General features: G+C 65.2%; 21 protein-coding genes, 1 pseudogene and 1 riboswitch. Of the genes and pseudogenes, 10 read left to right on the top strand and 12 right to left on the bottom strand.

Features of this window, described 5'->3' with window-relative positions:
• Positions 1-27: 27 nt before the first annotated feature.
• On the top strand, positions 28-1,926 hold the full coding sequence (gene cobT / locus EJ068_RS10205) for a cobaltochelatase subunit CobT (protein WP_127251830.1): 1,899 nt from the start codon (positions 28-30) through the stop codon (positions 1,924-1,926).
• Positions 1,923-2,939 carry an esterase-like activity of phytase family protein gene (locus EJ068_RS10200; protein ID WP_189439102.1) on the top strand — a complete coding sequence of 339 codons (1,017 nt, stop codon included), beginning with the start codon at positions 1,923-1,925 and terminating at the stop codon, positions 2,937-2,939. The genes cobT and EJ068_RS10200 overlap by 4 nt, the downstream gene beginning before the upstream one ends.
• Before the next feature lie 22 nt (positions 2,940-2,961).
• On the opposite strand, the gene EJ068_RS10195 is transcribed toward EJ068_RS10200, so the two are convergent.
• The 5 genes from EJ068_RS10195 to rpmB form a co-directional block, all read right to left on the bottom strand.
• The gene (locus tag EJ068_RS10195) at positions 2,962-3,771 is read right to left on the bottom strand and encodes a hypothetical protein (RefSeq protein WP_127251829.1); all 810 of its coding nucleotides are present in this window, start codon (positions 3,769-3,771) and stop codon (positions 2,962-2,964) included.
• 216 nt (positions 3,772-3,987) lie between these two features.
• The gene (locus EJ068_RS10190; protein ID WP_127251828.1) at positions 3,988-5,763 is read right to left on the bottom strand and encodes a GtrA family protein; all 1,776 of its coding nucleotides are present in this window, start codon (positions 5,761-5,763) and stop codon (positions 3,988-3,990) included.
• Between the two features lie 88 nt (positions 5,764-5,851).
• Positions 5,852-6,526 carry a hypothetical protein gene (locus tag EJ068_RS10185; RefSeq protein ID WP_126081000.1) on the bottom strand — a complete coding sequence of 225 codons (675 nt, stop codon included), beginning with the start codon at positions 6,524-6,526 and terminating at the stop codon, positions 5,852-5,854.
• 58 nt (positions 6,527-6,584) lie between these two features.
• On the bottom strand, positions 6,585-7,271 hold the full coding sequence (locus EJ068_RS10180; protein ID WP_127251827.1) for a queuosine precursor transporter: 687 nt from the start codon (positions 7,269-7,271) through the stop codon (positions 6,585-6,587).
• A gap of 107 nt (positions 7,272-7,378) precedes the next feature.
• Positions 7,379-7,675, bottom strand: coding sequence for a 50S ribosomal protein L28 (gene rpmB, locus EJ068_RS10175; RefSeq protein ID WP_040989302.1), 297 nt, complete (start codon positions 7,673-7,675; stop codon positions 7,379-7,381).
• Positions 7,676-7,932: 257 nt separating this feature from the next.
• On the opposite strand from rpmB, the gene EJ068_RS10170 reads away from it, so the two are divergent.
• From EJ068_RS10170 to EJ068_RS10160, 3 genes and pseudogenes are all read left to right on the top strand, one after another.
• A complete protein-coding gene (locus tag EJ068_RS10170) occupies positions 7,933-8,724 on the top strand; it encodes a DUF3108 domain-containing protein (protein WP_127251826.1) in 792 nt (263 codons plus the stop codon).
• Between the two features lie 75 nt (positions 8,725-8,799).
• Positions 8,800-9,688, top strand: a pseudogene (locus EJ068_RS10165) (EamA family transporter).
• On the top strand, positions 9,685-10,356 hold the full coding sequence (locus EJ068_RS10160) for a lysoplasmalogenase family protein (RefSeq protein ID WP_127251824.1): 672 nt from the start codon (positions 9,685-9,687) through the stop codon (positions 10,354-10,356). Before EJ068_RS10165 ends, EJ068_RS10160 begins: the two are co-directional and overlap by 4 nt.
• Here the strand turns inward: EJ068_RS10160 and EJ068_RS10155 are convergent.
• Positions 10,353-10,781 (bottom strand): cupin domain-containing protein, encoded by a 429-nt coding sequence (locus EJ068_RS10155; RefSeq protein WP_127251823.1) that lies wholly within the window; start codon positions 10,779-10,781, stop codon positions 10,353-10,355. The genes EJ068_RS10160 and EJ068_RS10155 overlap by 4 nt on opposite strands.
• A gap of 42 nt (positions 10,782-10,823) precedes the next feature.
• Positions 10,824-11,591: a hydroxyacylglutathione hydrolase gene (gloB, locus tag EJ068_RS10150; protein WP_127251822.1), complete on the bottom strand. Its 768-nt coding sequence runs from the start codon at positions 11,589-11,591 to the stop codon at positions 10,824-10,826.
• 119 nt (positions 11,592-11,710) lie between these two features.
• Between gloB and EJ068_RS10145 the strand changes: the two genes are divergently transcribed.
• From EJ068_RS10145 to EJ068_RS10135, 3 genes are all read left to right on the top strand, one after another.
• Positions 11,711-12,487 carry a methyltransferase domain-containing protein gene (locus EJ068_RS10145; protein WP_126081007.1) on the top strand — a complete coding sequence of 259 codons (777 nt, stop codon included), beginning with the start codon at positions 11,711-11,713 and terminating at the stop codon, positions 12,485-12,487.
• Between the two features lie 101 nt (positions 12,488-12,588).
• Positions 12,589-14,412, top strand: coding sequence for an ABC transporter ATP-binding protein/permease (locus EJ068_RS10140; protein WP_127251821.1), 1,824 nt, complete (start codon positions 12,589-12,591; stop codon positions 14,410-14,412).
• A gap of 58 nt (positions 14,413-14,470) precedes the next feature.
• A complete protein-coding gene (locus tag EJ068_RS10135) occupies positions 14,471-15,271 on the top strand; it encodes a DUF1194 domain-containing protein (protein ID WP_127251820.1) in 801 nt (266 codons plus the stop codon).
• Positions 15,272-15,287: 16 nt separating this feature from the next.
• Here the strand turns inward: EJ068_RS10135 and EJ068_RS10130 are convergent, their stop codons facing one another.
• The 3 genes from EJ068_RS10130 to EJ068_RS10120 all read right to left on the bottom strand — a co-directional run bounded on the left by EJ068_RS10130 (position 15,288) and on the right by EJ068_RS10120 (position 18,255).
• The gene (locus EJ068_RS10130) at positions 15,288-16,217 is read right to left on the bottom strand and encodes a glycosyltransferase family A protein (RefSeq protein WP_127251819.1); all 930 of its coding nucleotides are present in this window, start codon (positions 16,215-16,217) and stop codon (positions 15,288-15,290) included.
• Positions 16,218-16,474: 257 nt separating this feature from the next.
• On the bottom strand, positions 16,475-17,089 hold the full coding sequence (gene metW, locus EJ068_RS10125; RefSeq protein ID WP_042643794.1) for a methionine biosynthesis protein MetW: 615 nt from the start codon (positions 17,087-17,089) through the stop codon (positions 16,475-16,477).
• On the bottom strand, positions 17,086-18,255 hold the full coding sequence (locus EJ068_RS10120; RefSeq protein ID WP_126064185.1) for a homoserine O-acetyltransferase: 1,170 nt from the start codon (positions 18,253-18,255) through the stop codon (positions 17,086-17,088). The genes metW and EJ068_RS10120 overlap by 4 nt, the downstream gene beginning before the upstream one ends.
• 96 nt (positions 18,256-18,351) lie before the next feature.
• Positions 18,352-18,429, bottom strand: a riboswitch (SAM riboswitch).
• Positions 18,430-18,575: 146 nt separating this feature from the next.
• Here EJ068_RS10120 and hisC point away from each other — a divergent pair.
• The gene (hisC, locus tag EJ068_RS10115; protein WP_127251818.1) at positions 18,576-19,679 is read left to right on the top strand and encodes a histidinol-phosphate transaminase; all 1,104 of its coding nucleotides are present in this window, start codon (positions 18,576-18,578) and stop codon (positions 19,677-19,679) included.
• A 6-nt stretch (positions 19,680-19,685) separates the two neighbouring features.
• Positions 19,686-20,621, top strand: a complete 936-nt coding sequence (locus EJ068_RS10110; protein ID WP_189342200.1) for a prephenate/arogenate dehydrogenase family protein — start codon at positions 19,686-19,688, stop codon at positions 20,619-20,621.
• A 107-nt stretch (positions 20,622-20,728) separates the two neighbouring features.
• On the opposite strand, the gene EJ068_RS10105 is transcribed toward EJ068_RS10110, so the two are convergent.
• A complete protein-coding gene (locus tag EJ068_RS10105; RefSeq protein ID WP_127386216.1) occupies positions 20,729-21,673 on the bottom strand; it encodes a sugar kinase in 945 nt (314 codons plus the stop codon).
• A gap of 7 nt (positions 21,674-21,680) precedes the next feature.
• Positions 21,681-22,679 carry a DUF2125 domain-containing protein gene (locus tag EJ068_RS10100; RefSeq protein WP_127252564.1) on the bottom strand — a complete coding sequence of 333 codons (999 nt, stop codon included), beginning with the start codon at positions 22,677-22,679 and terminating at the stop codon, positions 21,681-21,683.
• Between the last annotated feature and the right edge of the window lie 53 nt (positions 22,680-22,732).

Raw genomic sequence — 22,732 nt, 5'->3', positions numbered from 1 at the left:
AGCATGAAAATGCGCAGGGAATGATCAATGGCGGGTCCGGGCGACAACACGCGCAACAAGCCGAAGAACGGGTCTGAAGCGGACAGCTTCAAGCGCGCCGTCACCGTGTGCATGCGCGCCGTCGCGGGCGACAAGGACCTCGAGGTCGGCTTCGCCAAGGACCGGCCGGCGCTGGCTGGCAACCGCGCCCGGCTGCCCGAGCTGCCGAAGAAGGCCTCCCGCAACGACATCGCGATCACCCGCGGCATCGGCGATTCCATGGCGCTGAAGCGCGCCTGCCACGATCAGCGCATCCACAACAAGCTGGCGCCGGAAGGCAAGCTCGCGCGATCCATCTTTGACGCCGTCGAGCAGGCGCGCGTCGAGGCGATCGGCAGCCGCGCCATGCAGGGCGTGGCCGACAATATCGGCTCGATGCTCGAGGACAAATACGCCAAGGCGAATCTCGTCGACGTCAGGGACAAGGCCGACGCGCCGCTGGAAGAAGCGATCGCGCTGATCGTGCGCGAAAAACTCACCGGCCGCGCGATCCCAAAGAGCGCCGAGCGGCTCGTCGATCTCTGGCGCCCCTGGGTCGAGGAAAAGGCGGGCGGCGACCTCGACGGCCTGTCGGCCAAGCTGGAGGACCAGCAGGCCTTTGCCCGCGTCGTGCGCGACATGCTGGTTTCCATGGAGATGGCCGAGGAACTCGGCGACGACCAGGAAACCGACGACTCCGAGGAAAACGAAGAGAACGAGCAGCAGGGAGACGAACAGAGCGAGGAAGGCGGCGAGGAGGATTCAGGCTCCGAGCAGTCGCAGTCGGAAGAGGCCGAAGCTTCAGCCGACGAGGAAGAGTCGGCCGAGACGGAAGCGACCGACGCCACATCGGACGACCTCTCGGACGAGGACGATTCCGACGCTGAGACGCCCGGCGAGGCCAAGCGCAACGACAACCCGTTCCTCAACCTGCCGAAGGAGATCGACTACAAGGTCTTCACCACCGCCTTCGACGAGACGGTGGGGGCCGAGGACCTTTGCGAGGAAGAGGAGCTCGACCGGCTGCGCGCCTTTCTTGACAAGCAGCTTGCCAACCTGTCCGGCGTTGTCGGGCGGTTGGCCAACCGGCTGCAGCGCCGGCTGATGGCGCAGCAGAACCGCTCCTGGGATTTCGATCTTGAGGAAGGCTATCTCGATCCGGCGCGCCTCGTGCGTGTCGTCATCGATCCGATGCAGCCGCTGTCCTTCAAGCAGGAGCGCGACACCAAGTTCCGTGACACGGTGGTGTCGCTGGTGCTCGACAATTCGGGTTCGATGCGCGGCCGGCCGATCACCGTCGCGGCGACCTGCGCCGACATCCTGGCGCGCACGCTGGAGCGCTGCGGCGTTTCGGTCGAGATCCTCGGCTTCACCACCCGCGCTTGGAAGGGCGGGCAAGCGCGCGAGAAATGGCTGAAGGACGGCAAGCCGCCGAATCCCGGCCGGCTCAACGACCTGCGCCACATCATCTACAAGTCCGCCGATCATCCATGGCGGCGCGCCCGGCGCAATCTCGGGCTGATGATGCGTGAGGGCCTGCTCAAGGAAAACATCGACGGCGAGGCGCTGCTTTGGGCGCATAACCGGCTGATCGGCCGGCCCGAGCAGCGCAAGATCCTGATGATGATCTCGGACGGCGCGCCGGTCGACGATTCCACCCTCTCGGTCAATCCGGGCAATTATCTGGAGCGGCATCTGCGGGCGGTCATCGAGCTGATCGAGACGCGTTCGCCGGTCGAGCTTTTGGCCATCGGCATCGGCCACGACGTCACGCGCTACTACCGCCGCGCCGTCACCATCGTCGACGCCGAGGAACTGGCCGGGGCCATGACCGAGCAACTCGCCTCGCTGTTCGGCGAGGAAAGCGCGCGCGACACGCGCCGCGGCGGGTTGCGGCGCGCCGGATGATGTTTTCGGGGCGGCGTGCGCGGCGGACGCTCTTCGCCTGCGTGCTGATCTGCGCCTCGCCGGCCATTGCCGCCCAGAGAGCTCCCGTCGAGACCGTCGAGATTTCAGCGCGGCCGATCACCCAGTTCCAAATCGGCCATGACGAGACGCGGTTCGGGCCGTTCGAATTCGTCGGCGGGCTGGAGATGACCTCGCCGGCGCGCGATTTCGGCGCGCTGTCGGCGCTTCGTTTCTTGAAGCCGGGCAGCGACTTCATCGGGGTCGCCGACACCGGCTTCTGGTTCTTCGGCACGATCGCGCATGACGCCGGCAAGCGACCCTCGGGTGTCAAGAATTTCCGCATGCAGCAGATGGTCGACGCTTCGGGGCGGCCGATCGACCGGAAATGGAAGGTCGACGCGGAAGGGCTCGCGGTGAAGGACGGCATCGCAACCGTCGGCTTTGAGCGCGACCAGCGCGTCGCCCAGTTCAAGATCGACCCCGACAATGTGAAAGCGCCGATCCGGCAGCTCGACTATCTGGTTCCCGCCCACGAGTTGCGCCAGAACCGCGGCTTCGAGACCGTCGCCCATGCCAACCCTTACGGTCAGCATGCGGGCGGGCTGGTCGTGGTTTCGGAGAGGAGCCTCGACAAGGCGGGCAACGTCTACGCCGCCATTATCGAAGGGCCGCACAAAGGCGTCTTCACCATCAAGCGCAATGGCGATTTCGACATCACCGACGGAGCCTTCCGGCCGGACGGCGACCTGCTGCTTCTGGAACGCAGTTTCTCGATCGCGCGCGGGGTGAAGATGCGGCTGCGGCGCATCTATGGTGAGAGCGTCGAGAAGGGCGCGGTCGCCGACGGGCCGGTGCTGATGGAGGCCGATCTGGGCTACCAGATCGACAATATGGAAGGGCTCGACGTCTGGACCCGCGACGATGGCGCGCTGATGGTGTCGCTGGTATCCGACGACAACCATTCGATCCTGCAGCGCAACCTCTATTTGGAATTCATCCTGCATCAGGACTGAACAAGACACGAGCGCCGGGAGATTACCGGCCGACGTGGCGGACTTCGTTCATCACGAAATTGGCGGCGCGCTTGCTCCGGTTGCGGATCTTGAGTGTCGCTGTGTTGTCGACGAAATAGGTGTGAAGGATGCTGTCGCGGGTGCGGACTTCCGGCCCGACAGTATCGACCGCGTGCCAGGTGTCGGCACCGACCGCAAAGGCGTAGCCCGTGTTCGGCGAAAACGACATCCGGCGCGAATTCTCGAAACGCCCGTCCGGCATGCGCTCGGCGAAGCGGGTGCCGATATGGTTGATCGAGTCGTCCTCCGGCAAATAGAACTGGACCGTGATCCCCTTCCATTTCGTGTCGGTGTGGAAGCCAATCTTGTAGCCCGCCACGTCGCGCGTCAGCATCGGCACCGGATACATGCCGACCTTCATGAAATCCGAGCCGAACCGGCGCTCCAGGCCCGGGGCAAGGCGGCGCATAAAGGCTTCCTTCAGTTCCGGCGCGTGCAATGCCTTGCCGACCAGGGCCCAGACGGCCCGTTTCTCAGCTGGCAGATGGCGGATATATTCGGGATAGAGGTCGATCTTGATCCGCGTCGCGGTGCCGTCGGCCTTGATGTTCACATTGTGGCGGCCCTTGAGCGCGCGATATTCGCGCGCCTCCGGCATGGCTGCGCGCATGCGCTGGTAGAGGTCCGCCGGAAAGATATCCGTCATCTCAAGATGCCAGAACGGCTTTTCCACGAAGGTGGCGCGGTTCACCGCCTCCACCATGTGGGAGACAACATGCTGCAGCGTTTGTCTGGCTGATGCTGGCGCCGCCGCGCCGTCTATGACCGACATGGATAACCCTTCCCCAATCCAAAGAACCCCGAACCCAAATTTCTTGAATAGATATATCGCCGACCGTGCGGAATGCTAACCAAAGCACAGGCTGGATTGCAATGATCCACGGACTGACTTCAATCGCGGTTTCCAATCACGAGGTGATGTTGCATCGGCGCAAAGCAAGGGCGTTGCAAGGCACCCGGCGATGCTGATTTGGCCGCAAGCCGATATTCAACGGACCTTGTAGATCTCGATCGGCTTGCCCGCGGTCGACTGGTCCAGTTCAAGCCATGCCGGCAGGTCGCCCTGCAGCAATGCCGCGGCAAGGCCCTTGGGCGCGTCCAAGCCCAACGATATCTCTTCCGTGTTGCCGCGGCAGATCGCGATCAATCCCACTTGCTCGCGATGGATGACGGCGCGGGCTGCCTCCGGCGTTCCCATGAAAGCGTCGAGCATGGCGAGATTGCCAGCGACATTGCGGTGGTAAGGGCCGGCCAGCACCCGGTGGCCGGTGAACATCAATATCCCCGAGCCGAGATTGGACGAAGCAAGCACCGTCGTCGCCGGCAAGGCGGCCAGATCGCGGAAGTCGTCCGGCTTGCCGCAGGTCACGGCATGATCGGGATCTGAATTGATCTCCTGCGGCGCCTTCTGGACCACGGATTGCGCCGCCACCGCTACCCCGGCCCAGGTCGCATTGAGCGAGACCAGCCACGCCATGACGATGGCGGTGGAGATCCGCCAAGAGGGCGCGGCGCTGGCCCTGAGGCGGATTTGCGCGATCCAGGCCGAGAGCGGCAGCACCGCGAAAGCGACGGAAAAGGTCGAGCCGCGCACCTGCCAGAGGCTGACGCCGAAGGCGACGACAAGCAGGATGGCGGCAAGCATCTCCTCGCGGCGCAGGCGACGGCTTCGCAGCTGAAAGCCGATCAGAAGGATCGCGATGAAGGGCGTCACATAGCGCGCCGCCATCAGCTTGGGCTGGTGGATGGCGACGCTCCAGAAGGGCTGCGCTTCGACCACGTCGGCCAGCCAAAAGGTGCGGATGCGCTCGTCCATGCCCGCATAGGGCGACGCCAGGCACTGCGGGAAGGCCGCTATCACAGTCACCGCGACCACCGCGGCCAGCGCCAGCATCGAAACGAACCGTGCCCGAACCGTCGATGCGGTCAATGTCGAGGCGATCGCGAGGCCAAATCCGGAAAGCGCCGCTACGGCGAACTGGAAAAACGAGAAGGCGTCGCATTGGGCAACGGTCCAGTTGGAAGGCCGGATGGTCGCCACGAAGACCAGCAAGGCGACACCGGCAAATCCAAGGCCGAAGCCTCGCGCGGTGGCGTGCTCCTTATCGTCGAGGATGAACAGGACCGCAGCGCAGATGCCGAGCGTCGCCACATAGGGAGCGGTTTCCATGCCGACAGCGAGCGTCAGGCCGGCGCAAATGCCCGACAGCAGGGCGGCAGGCCGCCAGAAGGGCGCTTCCATCAGAAGCCAAAGGCTGGCCGCCGTCAGCAGCAGCTGGACATTGTGGTGATCGATCACGCCGGGGCTGTAGACCATCAGGAAGAAAAGCGCGGCCGTCGACAGGATGAGCGATGGCATCGCGACGTCGGCGCCGGCGAAGCGCCGCGAGGCGCGCATGAGCACGAATATGGTCAGTCCGTAGAGCGTGGTCGGCCAGATGATCCGCGCTGCCCGTTCGGCGGTGGCGGCGCCGGCGCCCAGCGCGTCGAAGACCATGACAAGCAATGCGAGCGGCGCGTCCACCAGCCGGGACCAGTGCATGACGAAACCGCCTGCCGTGCCCATCCTGTATTGATGGAGATCGAACCAGCCCTGCCCGGCGAGCAGGTCGCGGACCTCGACCAGCCGCAGCATGCTGTCATTGTCCGCGCCATTATTCGCAAGGGTTGGGAAGCCGGAAACCGCGTTGACGGTCAACACCACCAGCGTGGCGCATGCCGCAAGCAGGAGATGATTTTTCCAACCGGTGCCTTGCACGGTCATGGTGGTTGCGAAGCCTTGGAGAATTTTCGCGATCCTGCACGATCGGCCGTAACAAAGCGTAAATCCGCCGCAGCTGTGACGGAAAGCGTCAGGGCCGGTTGGTCGCAACCCAGATAACATGGCGGGCGCCGCGCTTGCCGTGGGCGCGCGTGTTGACCTCTTCGACCGCGAAGCCTGCCTGCTTCAGCCGCCAGGTGAAGCCGCCGTCCGGTCCCTGCGACCAGACCGCCAGCACGCCGCCTGGCTTCAAGGCGGCGCTAGCGGCAGCCAGCCCGGCCGCGTCATAGAGCGAGTCATTGCCCTTGTAGACGATGCCCTCGGGACCATTGTCGACGTCGAGCAGGATGGCGTCCCAAGCGGCTTTCCGCACCCTTATCAGCTGACCGACATCAGCCTCGCGAATGCTGACTCGAGGATCCTCGAGGCAGCCGCCGAAGATCGTCGACATCGGCCCACGCGCCCAGCCAACGACCGCGGGGACAAGCTCGGCGACAGTGACGGCGGCATCGCCATCGAGCGCGGCGAGAGCGGCGCGCAAGGTGAAGCCCATGCCGAGCCCGCCGATGAGGATCTCCGGCCGCTTGCGGCCGGCGATCCGCTCGCAGGAAAGCCTGGCGAGCGCCTCCTCGGAGCCGCTGAGGCGGCTGTTCATCAGCTCGTTGGTGCCGAGCATGATCGAGAATTCAGTGCCGCGCTGCTTCAGGCGCAGTTCCTGGCCGCCATCGGGCGTGCGGGCGGAATCAAGCTGAACCCAGGGGATCACGGCCTGTCTTTTGGCTTGAGCATGATCTTTTCCAAAAACCGAGTCCCACTTTTTGGGATCATGCTCCGACGGCGACCGCCGGCTGGCTCCAGCGCGCGGCGAGCAGCCGGTAGGGGATCAGCGCCACGACGGCGATGATGAGCTTGACCGAAAGGTCGCCAAGCGCCCAGGAGACCCAGCGCATCGTCTCGACCGGCAGCATGCCCATTAGCGGCGCGGCCTCCAGCGCGAAACTGTCATTGGGGCCGGCAAAGGCGAAGGCGGCGGAAAAGGCGACGCCGAAGAAGACGAGCGTGTCGAACACCGAGCCGACCAGCGTGCCGACGATCGGCGCGCGCCACCAGCTCTGCCGGCGCAGCCGGTTGAAGACGGTGACGTCGAGCAATTGCGCGGTGAGGAAGGCGGCGCCGGAAGCGGCCGCGATGCGCACCAACCGATCGGCGGCGGTCTCGAACTCGATCAGGCCATGACGGAACAGGAAGGGCGGGACCAGGATCGAGCAGGTCACCGCAGTCATGAAACCCACGAACACCACCTTGCGCGCCACGGCCGGGCCGTAGCGGCGGTTGGCTAGGTCGGTGACCAGGAAGGAGAAGGGATAGGTGAAGGCGCCCCAGGTCAGCAGGTCTGCCAGCGACAGGCCGCCGACCTGGCCCTGCATCGGGAACTGCACGAGGATATTCGACGCCACGACGACAAGCGCCATGGCGGCCACGAAGGGCAGGTATCGCGTCAGGAAATTCATTTTTTTATCCTGGGTAATGGAACCAGCCGAGCGTCAAGGCGACGCTCGCTCATATCCGAGCACCGGTCTGGCCGGTGCCCGAGGCGGTCGTCGTGCCCGAAAGCTACTTAAGCGGCGGACTGCTCGGCAAGCTTCTTGGCGATCTGCTTCTTCAGCAGACGAGCGCGCTGCGACAATTCCTTGACGTCCGCCTTGACCAGGAAGGCGTCGAGGCCACCGCGATGCTCGACCGAACGCAGCGCGTTGGCCGAAATGCGCAGCCGAACGTTCTGGTTCAGCGCTTCGGAAATCAGCGTCACATTGACCAGGTTCGGCAGGAAGCGACGCTTGGTCTTGTTGTTGGCGTGGCTCACATTGTTGCCGGTCTGGACTGCCTTGGCAGTGAGTTCGCAGGTGCGGGACATTTGTCTAACCTTCAGTTTCTAAACCTGCCAAACCATTCTGCCCGCGCCAGGCGGCGCGCGGTCTCAGTCAGGCGGCCTTTGGAAAAGTTGGCGTTCCATAGTGGCATTTCGCCATTGCGTCAAGCTCCGGCACGTCGCCTGCCGTCGGGCGCGCTCCATATAAAGGCCGGATTTCATACTATAAGCCGTTCGCGAAGGGACACGCCAGGCTGGAGCCGTTGCGTTCTGGCCGAACCGCCAGGGATTCGCCAGCCGCCATGCTCCGTCCATCTCATGCATTCGCCACCCTTCTTGCCCTTGCCGTGCCGGCAACAAGCTTCGCCGCCCCCTCGCCACAGTCCTTCAAGGGCGAATATACGGTGTCCTACCTCGGCCTTTCGATCGCCAGGGCCACCTTTTCCAGCCGCTATGTGGGCGATACCTACGCCATCAACGGCACCGTCTCCGCCGCCGGGCTCGGCAGGCTGTTCGACGACACGAAAGGCACGATTTCGTCGAAAGGCATCATTTCCGACAAGCGGATGACGCCGCAGGTGTTCAGGGCCGATTATACGTCCGGTAAGAAGTCCTCCAGGGTCGACATCCGCTTCAGCAACGGGGCGGTCTCCTCCACGCAAGTCGTTCCCGCTCCAGGCAAGCGCGATCCGAAGAGCTGGGTGCCGATCGGCGACGGAGACCTGAAATCGGTGCTCGATCCGATGGCCGCGACCGTGATCCATGCCGACAGCCTGGACAAGGTCTGCGGACGCACGGTCAAGTTCTATGATGGCGAGATGCGCGCCGACCTGACACTGACCTATGCCTCCAAGGGCTCGATCGCGGTGCCGGGCTACAAGGGCGACACGGTGACCTGCAAGATGGGATTCGAGCCGGTGGCGGGCTATCGCAAGGGACGCAAGGCGCTGAACTACCTCAAGAACAAGAGCCGCATGCTGGTGACGTTTGCACCGGTCGGTCAATCCGGCGTATATGCCCCGATCCGCGCCACGGTCGGGACCCAGATCGGTCCGCTGACCATCAGCGCCGGACGGTTCGAAGCGGTAAATTAACTAATTCCGGACGGAAAACCGCAAGGCACTTTTCCTGGATTGCTAGAGGCGCCGCCGCGCGCCGGCGGGGGAGATATGGGGCGCGCAACATTGATCGGATTTTCGGCGGTCGCCATGTGGGCGCTGCTGGCGCTGCTCACCGACGCCTCGGGGCAGGTGCCGCCATTCCTGCTGTCGGCCATCACCTTCGCCATCGGCACCTGCGTCGGGCTGGCGGCCCGGCTGGTGATGCCGGCGCCCGACCGCAGTGAGAAGATCCCGCCACAGGTCTGGGTGATCGGCATAGCCGGCCTGTTCGGCTACCATTTCTTCTACTTTACGGCGCTGCGCAACGCGCCGGCAGTCGAGGCGAGCCTGATCGCCTATCTGTGGCCGCTGCTGATCGTGCTGGGTTCCGCGCTGATGCCGGGCGAGCGGCTGGCCTGGAACCATGTCGTCGGCGCGCTGCTCGGCCTTGCCGGTACCTTCCTGATCGTCACCAAGGGCGGCGGGCTGGCCTTCGACGCGCGTTATGCCTTCGGCTACGCGATGGCCGCCGTCTGCGCGCTTTTGTGGTCGTCCTATTCACTTCTGTCGAGGCGTTTCCCCGTCGGTGCCGACCTCGATCGTCACCTGGTTCTGCGCGGCGACGTCGGTGCTTTCGCTGGTCTGCCATTTTCTGCTTGAGAAGACCGTGCTGCCCGACGGCCCCGGACAGTGGCTGGCGGTCATCGGGCTCGGCCTGATGCCGGTCGGCGCGGCCTTCTATGCCTGGGACACCGGCGTCAAACGCGGCAACATCCAGGTCCTGGGCGCCGCGAGCTATGCCGCGCCGCTGTTGTCGACGCTGGTGCTGATCGCCGCCGGCGTCGCCGAGCCGTCGCTGCGCATCCTCGCGGCCTGCGTGCTCATCACCGGGGGTGCTGCGCTGGCCGCGAAGTCTCTGCTGATGCGCAAGCCGGCGGTCAAAGAGGTGAACGCATGATGCCGTTTCCCGGCGGCATCGAGGCCAACGCCAACGCGACGCTTCTGTTCTCGTTCGTCGCGGCCGTGATCTACGCCTTTGCGCTCGACATGCCGGCGAAATGGACGCGCACGGCGGCAAAGACGCTTGCAGTCGCTTTGCTGGCCGTGCTTGCCGTGATGCAGGGCGGTCCGCTGCTGCTCGTCGCCGCGCTGGGCTTGAGCGCCATCGGCGACGCCTTCCTGTCGCGCGACGGCGAAAAGGCCTTCCTCGGCGGGCTGGCGAGCTTCCTCGCCGGCCATGTCGCCTATGTCGCGCTGTTCTCGCAGGCGGGTGGCGGGCTCCGACTGTTGAGCGCCGAATCCTGGCGGGGCGCGATCGCGCTGGTCATGGCCGCATTCAGCATCGTCATGCTTGCCGCGCTCTGGCGCCGCGTCGGCCCGCAACTGCGCATCCCGATCGCCGTCTATGTCGCGGCGATCCTCGCCATGGGCATTTCGGCGCTCACCACCGGCAGCGCATGGGTCATCGCCGGCGCGGTGCTGTTCATCGCTTCGGACGGGTTGCTGGCGACCGAGCGCTTCCTGTTCGCGGCGATCTCGCCACAGCGCCTGTGGATGCGCTACGCGGTCTGGGTGCTTTATTACGCCGCCCAGCTGGCGATCACGCTGGGGTTTCTGCTGGCCTAGACCGGCCGCCAGCCGGGCTCAGCCAGCTCGAAAGCGGCGAAATCGAAGCCCGGCGCCACGGTGCAGCCGACCAGCGTCCATTCACCTAAGCTGCGCGCCGACTGCCACCAGCCGGCCGGTACGACGACCTGCGGCCGCTCGCCCGTGGCAAGGGCCGTGCCCAGAACCTGCTCGATGACCAGGCCTGCGCCTTCCTCCTCATGCATCGACAGCGCCAGCGGCGCGCCGGCATAGAAGTGCCAGACCTCGGCCGCGTCCTTCACCCGGTGCCATGCCGAAAGCTGACCTTGCTCGAGGAGGAAGTAGATCGCGGTGGAATGACCGCGCGGGCCGCCCGCGGCGTCGCGAAACGTCTCGGCATACCAGCCGCCCTCGGGATGCGGCTTAAGGCCAAGGGTGGCGATGATCTCGGCGGCGCTGGTCATTGGCGGTCTTTGGTTCGATGCATGTCGCTTTATGCGGTGGAGTTAGAAATTGTCCTTGCGCTTGCGGATCTCGGCAAACACCTCGGCGTCGCCGGCTTTCTCCATGCCGAGATGCTTGCGGATCGCCGGGTCGTGCCAGCGCAGGAACGGGTTGGTCGACAGTTCCTCGCCGATGGTCGTCGGCAGCGTCGGCTTGTTGTCGGCGCGCAGCGCCTCGATCCTGGCCGCGCGCTGCCTCAGCAGCGGATTGCCCGGGTCGACCGTCACCGCGAAGCGGGCATTGGCAAGTGTGTATTCGTGGCCGCAATAGATGGCGGTTTCCGCCGGCAGCGCCGCCAGCTTCTTCAGCGATTCATACATAACCGGCGGCTTGCATTCGAACAGGCGGCCGCAACCCAGCGCGAACAATGTGTCGGCGGTGAAGGCCACTTTCGAGGCTGGCAGGTGGTAGGAGACGTGGCCGGCGGTATGACCGGGCGTCTCGATGACCTCGATCCGTTCCTCGCCAAGGCGCACGACCGAGCCTTGGCCGACCGTCTCGTCTATGCCGGGAATCTTTGCCTTCTCGGCTTCCGGGCCGATGATGCGCAGCTTGAAGCGCTCCTTGAGCGCCAGATTGGCCTCGACGTGATCGGCATGATGGTGCGTGGTGAGGATCAATGTCGGCGTCCAGCCGGTGCGCTTGATCGCCGCAAGGATCGGCGCTTCTTCCGGCGCGTCGATGATCGCCGTCTCGCCGCTTTTGGGATCGTGAACCAGCACGCCAAAATTGTCCGTGCGGCACATGAACTGCTCGATCTCTACGGCCATAGGCATCTTTCTCCATCTATCGCCGCAGACATAGGGCGACCGGCCGCCGATGTCATCCGCGTTCGTCGAACTTGCCGCCTTTGTTGAACTTGGCAGGCTTCACGGCTACCGTCCCGCGCATGCATTCGGACATCGTCGACCTGCGTTCCTTCTACTCGTCCACGCTCGGGCGTCTCGCCGAGCGCTCGATCACCATGGCGCTGTCGTCCATCTGGGCAACTGTCCCCAACGAGCGGCTGGTCGGCCTCGGCTACGCGCTGCCATGGCTGGAACGCTTCGGCACCGATGCCGAGCGTGTCTTCGCTTTTATGCCGGCAACGCAGGGCGCTGTGGTATGGCCGGCGTCGGGACCGACGGCAACGGCGCTGGTCTTCGACGAGGAACTGCCGCTGGTCGATTCCTGCATCGATCGCGTGCTCCTGGTGCATTCGCTCGAGCACGCCGAAAACCCGCGCGAGACGCTGAACGAGATCTGGCGCGTGCTGTCGCCTGCGGGCAGGGTCGTCATCGTCGTGCCCAACCGGCGCGGCGTCTGGGCGCGCTTCGAGCACACGCCCTTCGGCAACGGCCGGCCGTTCTCGCGCGGCCAGCTGACCGAGTTGCTGCGCGAGGCGAACTTCACCCCGGCGACGTGGAGCGATGCGCTGTTCTTCCCGCCGTCGCCGCGGCGTTTCATGATGCGGTTCCACAATGTGCTGGAGCGGGCCGGCCGCCGGTTCTGGCCGATCTTTTCGGGCGTCATCGTCGTTGAGGCGCAGAAGCGGCTCTACCAGGGCGTGCCGGTCGCCCAGCGCGCCTCGCGCCGCGTCTTCGTGCCAGTCTTCTCGCCACAGGGCGCGACGCGGCTCGGACGCAAGGCGGCGGACGTCGCCGCCCGACGGGTGACGCGTTCGTGATCGGTGTCGCGCCTTGTCCTTTACCGCCATCGCCACCCTATCTGAGGGAAAGCTTCGCGGCGCGGCTCCGTTGATCGCGCCCGAAATCAGGGATGTCCTTTATGGCTGACCAAATGGACTACAAGCCAGGCGCCGAGCAGGCTGCGTTCTCGATCGAGACCAGCAGCCTTTCCGACCAGCTGGCCACGATACGCATGGCGCTGAAGACCTCGCCGGTGCGCCGGCCGCTTGCCTGGGTCAGCATCGGCATCGTCGCCGTCATCATCGCGACCTCGATCGGGCAGGTTCTGCTCAACCGATGGAACCAGCCTTTCTACGATGCGCTGGCGCGGCGCGACCTCGGGGGCTTCCTGCACCAACTGATGATCTTTGTGGAAATCGCCGGCAGCCTGCTGGTGCTCAATATCGGCCAGACGTGGCTCAACCAGATGATCCGGCTGAGGCTGCGCGAGGCGCTGACGCTCGACCTCATCGATGAATGGATGGCGCCGGCCCGGGCCTTCCGGCTCGCCCATGCCGGCGCCATCGGCGTCAATCCCGATCAGCGCATGCAGCAGGATGCCGCCCATCTGTCGGATCTGTCGACCGACCTTGGCGTCGGCCTATTGCAATCCTTCATCCTGCTGGCGTCCTTCATCGGCGTGCTCTGGCAGCTCTCTTCCGGCTTCGTCTTCCATATCGGCGGCCATTCGCTCACCATACCGGGCTACATGGTCTGGGCTGCGGTCCTCTATGCCGGCATCGCGTCCTGGCTGAGCTGGCTGGTGGGCCGGCCGCTGATACGCTTCAACAGCGACCGCTACACCCGCGAGGCGCAGCTGCGCTCCTCGATGGTCCGGGTCAACGAGAATGTCGATGCGATCGCGCTCGCCCATGGCGAGGCCGATGCCAGGCGCCAGCTGGAGCTCGACCTCGGCACCGTGCTTGGCGCCATGCGGCGTATCTACAGCGCCCAGATCAACCTTTCCTGGGTCACCGATGCCTATGGCTGGATCACCGTGGTAGCCCCGATCCTGGTGGCCGCGCCCGTCTATTTCGCGGGCGACATCAGCTTCGGCGGGTTGATGATGGCGGTGGGCGCCTTCAACCAGGTGAATTCCTCGCTGCGCTGGTTCATCAACAATATCGGCGCCATCGCCGACTGGCGGGCAACGCTGATGCGCGTCGCCGACTTCCGCATCGCGCTTGGCGAAACGGACATCCTGCACGACAAGGAAAAGCGAATCGAGGTCGGCGAGAATCCGGACGGCAAGCTGACATTCGACGAGCTCGAAGTCGCCTCGCCCGACGGCTGCACCAGGCTTGCCGAGACGAGCGTCGAGATCCATCCGGGCGAGCATGTCATGATCACCGGCGATCCGCGCGCCGGCAAGACGCTGTTCTTCCGCGCCCTTGCCGGCCTGTGGCCCTGGGGAGGGGGCCGCATCGGCATGCCCGACGGGGAGAAGCCGTTCTTCGTACCGCGCACGCCCTATTTCCCGCTCGGTTCGCTGCGCGATGTGCTGAACCACGCCGAGGGCGTCAAGATCGACGACGCCGAGATCAAGGCCGTGCTCGGCGAGGTCGGGCTGGAGCGCCTGTCGTCCCAGCTCGACCGCTCGGCGCGCTGGGAGCGTGAGCTGGCGGACGACGAGCAGCGCCTGCTGGCGTTTGCCCGGCTGGCGCTGCGGAAGCCGAAATGGGTCATCATCGACGAGGCGCTGGACACGTTGGACGGCGCGACGCTGCGGCGCGTGCTGGCGATGCTGCAGGCCAGGCTCCCGGATGCAGCAATCCTCAATATCGGGCGCGGCCTGCACAACAACCAGTTCTTCCCGCGGGCCCTCACCATCGTCAAGGACGTCTGCGGCCCAGCGCTCAAGCCGGCGCGCGTCCGCGCCGGAGCGATCGAGCCGCCGCCCCAGGCGGCGCGCCGCAAGAAATAGCTTTATTTTGCCGCGATCGCCGGGAAGAATCGCCGGCGTCGACAGAACGCCTGCAGCCATGCTCGAGATGCTCAGCCTGCTTGCCTGTTTCGCCTGCGCCGAGGCGGCTTCGTTGCCCGTGCCTGACGTCGGCACGCCGGTCGATGTGGAGCTCGTGCTCGCCGTCGACATCTCGCAATCGATGGATGAGGACGAGTTCGCGCTGCAGCGCGCCGGTTATGTCGAGGCGCTGCGCCATCGCGATTTCATCAACACGGTGCGTTCGGGGACGAACGGGCGCATCGCGCTTGCCTATTTCGAATGGGCAGGGGTGGTGCGCGACGACGGCGTCATCGCCTGGCAGGTCATTGACGGCGAGGACAGCGCCAACGCCTTCGCCGACAAGATCGCCTCCCGGCCGTTCCGGAGCTTTCGCGGCACCTCGATCTCGGGCGCGCTGGGCTTCGGCACCGGGCTCCTTGAGAAAAGCGCCTTTTCGGCACCCCGCCGGGTCATCGACATATCGGGCGACGGCCCCAACAATACCGGACGGCCTGTCGCCGCGATCCGCGATGCCGCCGTTGCCGAGGGTATCGTCATCAACGGCCTGCCCATACTCATCAGGCCGTCGCCGAGCGTCAGCCGCCTCGACCGATACTATGCCGATTGCGTGACCGGAGGAGACGGTTCCTTCGTGCTGCCGATCTATGCGGCGTCCGAATTCTCGACCGCCATCCGCCGCAAGCTGATCCAGGAGGTGAGCGGCGTCACCGACGCCAGATCCATTCGCGTCCAGGATGCGGCGCCCGTCGATTGCCTACTGGGCGAGCGCCTGCGGCAGCGGTTCTCCGATCCCTATTTTCCGGAACTCGACCGATAGCGGTCTTGCGGCCACATCAGACCGCCCGGGCGCCATATTTGGCGCGGAACTCGTCATAGCAGTCGCGGCGCCAGCGCCGGCCGACGACATAGCCGCGCAGGAGCTTCGGCAGCGAATAGCCGAGCGCCTTGGACGAACGATTGGCGAGGTAGCCGGAAAAGGCCTGCTGCAGCCGGCCCTTCAATGTGTCGGCGATGATCTGGCGAGCGATCATAAAGGGCGGGACATCGGGATAGCGGTCGGCGATATAGGGATGCTTGTCGATCAGGTTGGCATAGGCCGCGACATAGCCGTCGCGCCGGCGGGAGATCGAGTTCTCCGAATTGTACTTCTTCCAGTCGATGTCTTCGGACAGCTGGGCGCCGCCGCGGCGGGCAAAGCGCAGCAGAAGGTCGAGATCCTGCATGCGCGTGATATCGCTGTCATAGCCGCCGATCGCCAGCAGCGATTCGTGCCTGGCGGTGATTGCCGAGCCGGCGATGAAAATAGTCTGCGAGACCAGGGCGCGCTGCAGCGCGCTTTTATCAAGAAAGGCTTCGCGGTTGATGCATTTGGTGCTGCGGCTGCCCTTCAGCGACAGGAACGAGCTGATCAGGACTTCGAGCGAGGGACTCTGGTCAAAGCGCGCCAGCGTCCGCTCTAGCCGGTCCGGCAGATAGACGTCGTCCGAATCGAGGAAGGTCACCACGGGCGCCCGCGCGCGCTCGATGCCCGCGTTGCGGGCGGCATTGGCGCCGCGCCATTTGGCGCCGACATAGATCAGCCTCGGGTCGCGGATCTCGGCCAGCGCGGCGGCCGTCCCGTCGGTCGAACCGTCGTCGACCACGATGTGCTCGAAGCGGGTAAGTGTCTGCGCCAGAACGCTTTTCACCGCACGTACGACCTGACTGCGCCGGTTGTGGGTCGGCGTGATCACTGAGATCAGCGGAACGTCCTGGTTCGACATCGGGCTGCGACCGGTCGGATCTGGCGCGTGTCGGATGGGTTTGATGGCTATGTTCTTATCCCACCTGTGATTTGCGGTCGAAGCTACAAAAAAGCCACCTGTGTGTCACGCCGAGTCGGCCGAGAAATGCGAAACAGGGGCTTTTCCGCAACGTTGCGGTTTGATGGCAACACAATCGGCCTTCCAATCCGCGGAGGCCGTCCGCCGGCAAGAGCCGGCGGTGAGAATCATGCGCTCATCGAACTGATCGCGCGGCGTCAGCGCCTGAGCAGAAACACCGCTTGCTGGCCGAAGAAGTTCCAGAACCACCACGGCATCGACAGGCCGATCTTCTGGCCGTTGGCGTCGAGCGCGGTCGCCTTCTCGACGGTCGCGCCGAGCTCTTCGCACAGGTTGACGAAGTCGCGGATGGTGCAAAAGTGGATATTGGGCGTGTCGTACCAGGAATAGGGCAGATCCTTGGTGACCGGCATCCTGCCTTTGATCAGCAGCGAGAAGCGCACGCGCCAATGGCCGAAATTGGGGAAGGAGACGATGGCGCGGTTGCCGATCCGAAGCAGCTCGTCAAGCACGACCTTCGGGTTGCGCGTCGCCTGCAGCGTCTGCGACAGCACGACGAAGTCGAAGCCCTTGTCGGCATAGAATTTCAGATCCGTGTCGGCGTCGCCCTGGATGACCGAGAGCCCGCGCGCCACGCATTCGTTGACGCCACGCTGCGACAGTTCCAGCCCGCGGCCATCGACCTGCTTGGTCTCCTGCAACAATTCCAGAAGGACGCCGTCGCCCGAGCCGACGTCGAGGACGCGCGACTTGGCCGGAATGAGATCGGTGACGACTTCGAGGTCGACACGCTGGGCGCGGTTGACGCTCATAGGCTGAGCCCCCTTGCGCGTGCTGCCGAACCGATGAAGCCGTTGATGGCCGCGAACAGCTCCGGCTCGTCGAGCAGGAAGGCATCGTGGCCGCGATCCGTCTCGATCTCGACGAAGGAGACGGAAGCGCCCGCCGCGTTCAAGGCATGCACGATCGAGCGGCTCTCCTCGGTCGGGAACAGCCAGTCGCTGGTGAAGGAAACCAGGCAGAAGCGCGTCCTGGTGCCGGCGAAGGCATCGGCGAGGCGCCCGCCGTGATCGGCGGCAAGGTCGAAATAGTCCATCGCGCGGGTCAGATAGAGATAGGAATTGGCGTCGAAGCGGTCGACGAAGGTCATGCCCTGGTGGCGCAGATAGCTTTCGATCTGGAAATCGGCGTCGAAGCCGAAGGTGAGCGCCTCGCGGTCCTGCAGGTTGCGGCCGAACTTGCGGTGGAGCGCGGCTTCCGAAAGATAGGTGATGTGGGCGGCCATGCGCGCGACGGCAAGCCCCTTTTCCGGGCGCTTGCCGAACTCGAGATATTTGCCGCCATGCCAGTCCGGATCGGCCATGACCGCCTGCCGGCCGACCTCGTGGAAGGCGATGTTCTGCGAGGAATGGCGGGCGCCGGTGGCGATCGGCAGCGCCGAGAAGACCCGCTCCGGATAGCTCGCCGCCCATTCCAGCACCTGCATGCCGCCCATCGAGCCGCCGAGCACGCAAAACAGCTTTTCGATGCCGAAATGATCGACCAGCATCGCCTGCGCGCGCACCATGTCGCGTATGGTGATGATCGGCAGGTCGAGGCCGTAAGGCTTGCCGGTCGCCGGATTGGTCGAGGCCGGGCCGGTCGAGCCGAGGCAGCCGCCGATCACGTTTGCGCAGATGACGAAGAAGCGGTTGGTGTCGATGATCCTGCCGGGACCGATCAGCACTTCCCACCAGCCCGGCTTGCCGGTCACCGGATTGGTGTTGGCGACGTGCTGGTCGCCAGTCAGGGCATGGCAGACGAGAATGGCGTTGGAGCGCGCGTCGTTCAAGCTGCCGTAGGTCTGGTAGGCGATCTGGAAAGGCGAGAGCAGCGTGCCGGCGTCGAGCTTCAGCGGCTTGTCGGGGCCGAACTGCAGCACCGGGCTCGACGGATGGTCGGCCTCGTCGTTGGTTCTTGCAGCGCGCTGAGCGGCCATGCCCGTCCTCGATCCTGTCCCGCATCGGTCTCGACACCACGCGGTGTCCGGCCGGCGGCGGACAACAAAAAACCGGCTTGCCGTCGCAAAGCCGGTTACAGGTTGCAAACGGCCCTTTAGCGAGTTGTTTAACGTGGCTGCAAGCCGACCGGCCAAATCACCACGGAAGTCTGGCTGACCTTCTAGGACCGGAGCCGCTGTTCGTCAACGGGGGTAGCCTCCATGCCGACAGGGGCTGCCGCAAGCGCCAGCACTCGACATTGCAGCCCGTGGCCTGTATTTCCGCTGCGGCCTTGAGGCCTTCTCGACGGATTTGTGACATGAAGCAGGATCAGCCCCGTCCGACGCCCCGCGCGGGCATCATGGACATCGAGGCCTATGTGCCGGGAAAAAGCACCGCGCCGGCCGGCGTGACGAAAGTCTACAAGCTGTCGTCGAACGAAAATCCCCTGGGGCCTTCGCCGAAGGCGATCGAGGCCGCGCGCGAGGTGGCGGCGAAGCTCGACGTCTATCCCGACGGCACGGCGCGGCGGCTGCGCGAGGCGATCGGCGAGGTGCATGGGCTGAACCCTGCGAACATCATCTGCTCCAACGGCTCGGACGAGATCCTGGGGCTTCTGGCGCAGACCTATCTCGCGCCGGGCGACGAGGCCGTGTTCACCGAACACGCCTTCATGGTCTACAAGATCTACATCCAGGCGACGGGCGCCAAGCCGGTGGCGGTGAAGGAAACCGACGAGCGCGCCGATGTCGACGCGATCCTCGCCGCGGTTACGCCCAAGACGCGTATCGTGTTCCTTGCCAATCCGAACAATCCGACCGGCACCTACCTGCCGTTCAGCGAGGTGCGGCGGCTGCATGCCGGCCTGCCGAAGAACGTGCTTCTGGTGCTTGATGCGGCTTACGCCGAATATGTGCGGCGCAACGACTACGAAGCCGGCATCGAGCTTGCCGGCAGCGCCGAGAACGTGGTGATGACACGCACCTTCTCCAAGTTCGGCCTTGGCGGCGCGCGCGTGGGCTGGATGTACGGGCCGGCGCATATCGTCGATGCCATCAACCGTATTCGCGGCCCCTTCAACGTCAATGCCACCGCGATAGAGGCCGGCATCGCCTCGATTCGCGACCGCGCCCATATCGAGCGCAGCGTGACGCATAACGAGAAATGGCTGACATGGCTCAGCGCGGAGCTGACCGGGCTCGGCCTGCGCGTCACGCCCAGCGTCGGCAATTTCGTGCTGATCCATTTTCCCGACGACAAGAAGCATTCGGCTGCGGCCGCGGACGATTACCTGAGCGCGCGCGGCTATATCCTGCGCCGCGTCACCGGCTACGGCTTCCCCAACGCGCTGCGCATGAGCGTCGGCACCGAGGAAGCCAACCGCGGCGTGATCGATGCGCTCAAGACCTTCCTGAAAAGCTAGAACGCCATGGCATCACCGATGTTCGAGAAAATAGCGCTGGTCGGCATCGGCCTGATCGGCTCGTCGCTCGCCCGCGTCATCCGCCGTGAAGGCCTGGCGCGTCATATCGCCATCGCGACGCGCAGCGCATCGACGCTGAAGCGCGCCGAGGAGTTGGGCCTTGGCGATTCCTACACGACGGAGGCAAAAGAAGCGGTGCGCGATGCCGATCTCATCATCGTCTCGGTCCCGGTCGGCTCGTCCGGCGAGGTCGCGGCCGAGATCGCGCCGGCGCTGAAGAAGGGCGCCATCCTCACCGATGTCGGCTCGACCAAGGCTTCCGTCATCGCGCAGATCGAGCCGCACGTGCCGGAAGGCGTGCACTTCATTCCCGGACATCCGCTGGCCGGCACGGAAAAGTCCGGACCCGATGCGGGCTTTGCCGATCTCTTCGAGAACCGCTGGTGCATCTTCACGCCGCTGCCGGGCACCGATCCCGCCGCGCTCGAGACGCTCTCGGAATTCTGGCGGCGCTGCGGCTCCAACATCGATACGATGGACCCGCAGCATCACGACATGACCTTGGCGATCGTGTCGCACCTGCCGCATATCATCGCCTACAACATCGTCGGCACGGCGGACGATCTGGAAGCGGTGACCAAGAGCGAGGTCATCAAATATTCCGCCTCCGGTTTCCGCGATTTCACCCGCCTTGCTGCCTCCGATCCGACGATGTGGCGGGACGTGTGCCTGCACAACAAGGACGCGATCCTGGAGATGCTGGCGCGTTTCTCGGAAGATCTGGCCTCGCTGCAGCGGGCGATCCGCTGGGGCGACGGCGAGAAGCTGTTCGATCTCTTCACCCGCACGCGCGCCATCCGCCGCTCGATCATCGAGGCCGGCCAGGATATCGATGTGCCGGATTTTGGCCGGCAGGCGGTCGAGCATCCCAAAGGGAACTGATATTCAGGTGAGGCCGGCCTGCGAATGCCGGCTTCCTGCGCTTCCGGTGCAGTACGCTCCGCTCCGGTTCTCGGAAGCCACCATTCTCGACTCGGCCTGACCTGATCTCAGCTCCCTTTGCCTCCTCGGACTGGCGGCCAGTGCGCCGCAATCATGGCGAGCGTCTCGGCTCTGTCCGGCGCGCCCAGCCTGCCGCCGAAGCGCAGGCATTTGAGCGCGGCTGCGGCGCTGGCGAAGCGCAGGGCCTTTTCCATTGGCATGGCCTCGGCGAGGCCGACGGCAAAGGCGCCGTGGAAAACGTCGCCGGCGGCGAGCGTATCCACCGCCTTGACCTTCGGTGCCTCGACATGGCGCACGCGTCCGGTCGCCCGGTCGTGCCACCAGGTTCCAGCGGCGCCGCCGGTCACCGCGACAAAGGCATCGGTGCGCGAGCCGAGGTCGGCGCAAGCGCTTTCCGGGTCGAGCGCATGGCCGCAGACGATGCGCGCCGCAGGCTCGGATGCGACGATATGGGAGGCCAACGGCAGAAGCTGCTCCAGCACCTCGACGGGTGCTGTATCGGCATCCAGGATCGCCGGACGGCCGATCGATCTGGCCGCGCTCAAGGCGAGCGCCGCGGCGCCCGGCCAGCGGACATCGACCAGAACGGCGTCGAAGCCGGAGAGGTCGGCGAGCGGCAGCATTTCAGGATCGGCCTGCGCCTTCTTGTCGTAGAAGGGGGCGATGATGCGCTCGCCATGCGCATCGACCATGATCGCGGCCAGCGCCGAACGCGCGCCGGGAACCCGGCGGATAAGGCTGCAGTCGATGCCTTCGGCCTTGATGTCGGCAATCAGCTGGTCGCCGACCGGATCGTCGCCCGCGCTTGCCCATAGCGAGACCTCGGCGCCGAGGCGATGCGCGGCGCAGGCGGCGCTCGTCGCCATGCCGGAAGCGATCTGGACGCCGTCGCTGGCGATGAACTTGCCCTGATGCGCGGGCAGCGTCTCGACTCGGAGAATGGTGTCGAGGGTGAAGGCGCCGACGCTGAGCAGTCTGACCGGCTTCGCCATCATCGTGTTACTCGAGCGGCTTGATCTTGCCGAGCGGAATGAAGCCGAGCGAAGCCTTACCCTTGACGATCTTCAGCGGCATCGACGGTTCCTTCCCGAGCATGGCCAGGGCGGCAAAACCCTGCTCGATTTCGCTTTTATGCTCGGGAACCGCCCCGGCAAGGATGGCCGCCACCGCTTTCGGGTCCCTGAGCTTGATCATCAGGTCCCCGTCGACCAGTCCTTCCGCATCGACGGAGACCGGTCCTGATACGGTGATGCGCGCCGTACCCGACGACAGGTCGAGCCTGGCGATCTCGATCGACTGGCCGCGCAGGCTTTTCGGGGGGGCCGCGATCAGCGCCACGCCGTTCTTCAGCGTCACGTCGCCGCTGCCGTCCAGCGCCGGCAGCACGCGTCCCTCGATAGCGTCGGCATTGATCTCCAGATCGCCGAAGCTGCCGACATAGTTGATGTCCTGGCCGGCCGGCTGCAATTGCCCGGCCGCCTTGCCGGCGCTGAACAGCTGCATCGGATCCGTGTCGTCCTGCGGGTCGGTCTGACCGTTCAGGCCTTCGGCCTGCAGCGAGACACTGCGCGGCAGCGGCCACCACACTTTGACATTGGCCTGCAACTGGTCCCAGTCGATCCAGAGCGGCGGCATGCCGGGGGCCATCGTGCGCAGCGGCCCGCGCAGGTCGGCGACCGGCGACAAGAGACCGGTGATGCCAGCGACGGCGTTGAAGCTCCCGGTAGACGCAGCGACTTTCCGGGCGTCGTCCTCATACGCGATGTTGTCGCAGGAGACCGTGAAGCTCATCGGATAACCGCTGACGGTGAGGTTGGCGCAGCCGGCGGCGATCCCCTTGCTGCCCAGCCGCGCCACCGCCTGGTCGGCTTCGGTCTTGAGCCTTTCGGCGAGATAGAACCAGCCGCCGCTGTAGAAGGCGAACAGCACGGCGATGAACGCCGCGAGCCAAAGCAGCCGGCGGCGGGGTTTGGGCGATCGCTCGTCACTTGACGTCATGCTGCGGCTCTCGTTAACCCCGGCGTGCAGGCGTTTGCTTCACGCAAACAAGC

Source organism: Mesorhizobium sp. M2A.F.Ca.ET.043.02.1.1, from assembly GCF_003952405.1.
GTDB lineage: Bacteria > Pseudomonadota > Alphaproteobacteria > Rhizobiales > Rhizobiaceae > Mesorhizobium.
This window is presented reverse-complemented; position numbering and strand designations above follow the sequence as displayed.

What these genes read in the sequence shown, in the direction of transcription:
- cobT (WP_127251830.1), top strand. Translation starts at nt 28, where the DNA reads ATGGCGGGTCCGGGCGACAACACGCGCAACAAGCCGAAGAACGGGTCT.
- EJ068_RS10200 (WP_189439102.1), top strand. Translation starts at nt 1,923, where the DNA reads ATGATGTTTTCGGGGCGGCGTGCGCGGCGGACGCTCTTCGCCTGCGTG.
- EJ068_RS10195 (WP_127251829.1), bottom strand. Translation starts at nt 3,771, where the DNA reads ATGTCGGTCATAGACGGCGCGGCGGCGCCAGCATCAGCCAGACAAACG.
- EJ068_RS10190 (WP_127251828.1), bottom strand. Translation starts at nt 5,763, where the DNA reads ATGACCGTGCAAGGCACCGGTTGGAAAAATCATCTCCTGCTTGCGGCA.
- EJ068_RS10180 (WP_127251827.1), bottom strand. Translation starts at nt 7,271, where the DNA reads ATGAATTTCCTGACGCGATACCTGCCCTTCGTGGCCGCCATGGCGCTT.
- rpmB (WP_040989302.1), bottom strand. Translation starts at nt 7,675, where the DNA reads ATGTCCCGCACCTGCGAACTCACTGCCAAGGCAGTCCAGACCGGCAAC.
- EJ068_RS10170 (WP_127251826.1), top strand. Translation starts at nt 7,933, where the DNA reads ATGCTCCGTCCATCTCATGCATTCGCCACCCTTCTTGCCCTTGCCGTG.
- EJ068_RS10160 (WP_127251824.1), top strand. Translation starts at nt 9,685, where the DNA reads ATGATGCCGTTTCCCGGCGGCATCGAGGCCAACGCCAACGCGACGCTT.
- EJ068_RS10155 (WP_127251823.1), bottom strand. Translation starts at nt 10,781, where the DNA reads ATGACCAGCGCCGCCGAGATCATCGCCACCCTTGGCCTTAAGCCGCAT.
- gloB (WP_127251822.1), bottom strand. Translation starts at nt 11,591, where the DNA reads ATGGCCGTAGAGATCGAGCAGTTCATGTGCCGCACGGACAATTTTGGC.
- EJ068_RS10145 (WP_126081007.1), top strand. Translation starts at nt 11,711, where the DNA reads ATGCATTCGGACATCGTCGACCTGCGTTCCTTCTACTCGTCCACGCTC.
- EJ068_RS10140 (WP_127251821.1), top strand. Translation starts at nt 12,589, where the DNA reads ATGGCTGACCAAATGGACTACAAGCCAGGCGCCGAGCAGGCTGCGTTC.
- EJ068_RS10135 (WP_127251820.1), top strand. Translation starts at nt 14,471, where the DNA reads ATGCTCGAGATGCTCAGCCTGCTTGCCTGTTTCGCCTGCGCCGAGGCG.
- EJ068_RS10130 (WP_127251819.1), bottom strand. Translation starts at nt 16,217, where the DNA reads ATGTCGAACCAGGACGTTCCGCTGATCTCAGTGATCACGCCGACCCAC.
- metW (WP_042643794.1), bottom strand. Translation starts at nt 17,089, where the DNA reads ATGAGCGTCAACCGCGCCCAGCGTGTCGACCTCGAAGTCGTCACCGAT.
- EJ068_RS10120 (WP_126064185.1), bottom strand. Translation starts at nt 18,255, where the DNA reads ATGGCCGCTCAGCGCGCTGCAAGAACCAACGACGAGGCCGACCATCCG.
- hisC (WP_127251818.1), top strand. Translation starts at nt 18,576, where the DNA reads ATGAAGCAGGATCAGCCCCGTCCGACGCCCCGCGCGGGCATCATGGAC.
- EJ068_RS10110 (WP_189342200.1), top strand. Translation starts at nt 19,686, where the DNA reads ATGGCATCACCGATGTTCGAGAAAATAGCGCTGGTCGGCATCGGCCTG.
- EJ068_RS10105 (WP_127386216.1), bottom strand. Translation starts at nt 21,673, where the DNA reads ATGGCGAAGCCGGTCAGACTGCTCAGCGTCGGCGCCTTCACCCTCGAC.
- EJ068_RS10100 (WP_127252564.1), bottom strand. Translation starts at nt 22,679, where the DNA reads ATGACGTCAAGTGACGAGCGATCGCCCAAACCCCGCCGCCGGCTGCTT.